Origin of the sequence: Pseudoalteromonas sp. NBT06-2, assembly GCF_002276045.1 — a bacterium.
Classification (GTDB): domain Bacteria; phylum Pseudomonadota; class Gammaproteobacteria; order Enterobacterales; family Alteromonadaceae; genus Pseudoalteromonas.
The window spans coordinates 1-2,542 of the sequence record NZ_NQMR01000303.1 but is presented as its reverse complement, the minus strand read 5'-3'; the positions used below and the strand labels follow the sequence as shown (position 1 = coordinate 2,542).

The following is a 2,542-nucleotide window of genomic DNA, read 5'->3' as shown; positions in this document are numbered from 1 at the left end:
ATTAGGTGTAGGTGTTTTTGTTCTGTGTTCTAGTTATCAATAAAGTGTGGATGATGTTTTATTGATAACTATTTTTTATTTACTTAGATTCTAAAGTTATTTAAAAGATCCTTTAATGCAATCTAAAATTTAATTGAGTTTTTAATTAACTCTATATTTAAAGTTTTTGAAATAACTTCCGATAAAAGTATATTCATCTACTTTTAGGTTAGCTGTATGCTTTCTATTGCTACTAATTTAAGTTCATTATTTACTCAGAGGCAATTAACTTCTGTAAGTAATGCTACTTCAAATTCAATGGAAAGATTAAGTTCAGGTCTGCGAATTAATAATGCGGAAGATGATGCCGCGGGCATGCAGTTATCTCACAGGATCACAGCTAAAATAAATGGTAATGCGGTGGCTATTAGAAACGCAAATGATGGTATTTCTATGGCACAGACAGCAGAAGGTGCGTTATCTGAAGTGACTGCAAACTTACATAGAATAAGAGATCTTTCCCTTCAAGCAGCAAATGGTACCTATAGCAGAAGTGACAGAGCATCAATCCAAGAAGAAGTTGACCAATTAAAATTAGAAATTAATCGAATTAATGAAACAACAAGTTTTGGTAGTCAAAAATTATTTGATATGGGTGATGGACGTTTGGTTGATATTGTAGAAAGGGATATGGTTAATGGTTTAGCATCCTCTTGGTTAAGAGAGTCAGAAAAAATAATTTTTGAACAATTAGGTATAGATGGTAAAGGACAAACACTTAAAATTGATTTAGAGCAAGTCGATGGCGCAGGTGGTACCGCCGCTTATGTGCAAGCTCAGAGTGTTGCTGGAATTGGAGCGTTCAATCAAGTTATGGTAATTGACTTGGATGATTTTAATGCATCAAATTTACCTAAAGGTGACCCAAATGGACTTGCATTAGATGAAGTCGTTTTACATGAAATGGTTCATGCAACTATGGGGGCTAACTTTGGTGACTGGACTAATATTCCTACTTGGTTTAAAGAAGGTGCTGCTGAATCTATAAGAGGGGCTGATTCAAGGCTGTCTACAGATATTGCTGTTCATGGTGCCGCGGCTATTTGGACTGAACTAGATACTAATTGGCAAGGTGCAGGAGGTAATCCTGCTGGCGCATTACCAACAGCTGGTGTTTATTCTGGTGGTTATGTTGTAATGCGCTATGTTGAAAGTAAAATTGGTACTGATGGTATTAAAGGTTTAATGTCTGAATTAAGTAACGGTTTAACTTTAGACGCGGCCTTAGGGGCTTCTACGAGTTGGGCTAATGAAGCTGCTTTATTTACTGAATTAGGAGCAGCACCCGCAATGGGTGCTGAACCGACCGTTTTTGAACAATTCATTGTTGATGAAATGGACTTAACAAATAATGACTCTGGCTCATTAAGTGGTTCTGACGCAGGCGGTATTATTGATTATGAAACTGTTATGACAGGATTAGGCTCTGGAAATTCAGGCGCTAAAAGTTTTACTGAACTTTATGTAACTGGTGATGACGATAGTGATGCTGGGGGGGATTTTAATTCTGGAAATTATAACCTACCTTCAACCAATGCGGATATTACTGAGCAGCGTGTAGAATTATATCAAGCCAATATTAGTGGGGCTGGAGGAAGGGCTGTAGATCTACAAGTTGGTGCAAATGCTTTAGAGATAATTACACTTACGTTAGGCACATTTAGCACTAAAAATTTAGGGATTGATTATTTGGAGGTAACAGATAATCCTCAGTTTGCCGTTTTTGCAGCTGATGATGCAATTCGCATTGTAGATACTCAAAGAGCTCAAATGGGTGCGGTTATGAATCGTCTTGACCATACAGTGAGTAATTTACAAAATATTTCCCAAAATTTAAGTGCAAGTAACTCACGTATTGAAGATACAGATTATGCAATGGAATCAGCTATCTTAATAAAAAATCAAATTACTCAGCAAGCTACTTCAGCCATGTTAGCGCAAGCCAATAGCCAACCAAATAATATCCTCTTTTTATTAAACGCTTAAATTATAAATCTTTGGTTTTATGTATGTTATGGAGCAGTTTTTGCTTGTAAAATAACAATGAAATTGAAAGGTATTTTTTGGAGTAACTATAATGCCGGATAAAAAAAGCTTAAAAGAAAATTCAGGTGCTATGTTATGGGAGCAAGCTAAGAAAATAATTCCCGGGGGGAATCAGTTATTATCTAAACGAGCTGAAATGTTTTTACCTGAATTATGGCCTGCTTATTATAAAAAATCATTAGGATGTGAGGTATGGGATCTTGATGACCATCATTATTATGATATGAGCATTATGGGCATTGGCACTTCACCTTTAGGCTATGCTCATCCTGAAGTCACCCAGGCTGTTATAAATGCAGTTTCTGATGGTTGTATGTCTAGCTTAAACTGTTTTGAAGAAGTACAGTTAGCAGAAAAATTGATTGATATACATCCTTGGGCTGATGGCGCTAGGTTTTCACGAACGGGTGGTGAAGCATGCTCTATGGCTGTTCTTGCAGAACATAAACAATGCATC

The 2,542-nt window shown here is 36.5% G+C and carries 2 protein-coding genes; both read left to right on the top strand.

Annotation, left to right across the window (positions count from 1 at the left end; translation table 11 throughout):
• Positions 1 to 216: 216 nt before the first annotated feature.
• Positions 217 to 2,025, top strand: a complete 1,809-nt coding sequence (locus CJF42_RS25595; RefSeq protein WP_095369312.1) for a flagellinolysin — start codon at positions 217 to 219, stop codon at positions 2,023 to 2,025.
• A 91-nt stretch (positions 2,026 to 2,116) separates the two neighbouring features.
• Positions 2,117 to 2,542: aminotransferase class III-fold pyridoxal phosphate-dependent enzyme (locus CJF42_RS25590; RefSeq protein ID WP_141235686.1), on the top strand; the 426-nt coding region annotated here is incomplete at its 3' end.

Excerpts from the sequence above, each read along its gene's own strand:
- CJF42_RS25595 (WP_095369312.1), top strand. The coding sequence starts at position 217 with ATGCTTTCTATTGCTACTAATTTAAGTTCATTATTTACTCAGAGGCAA.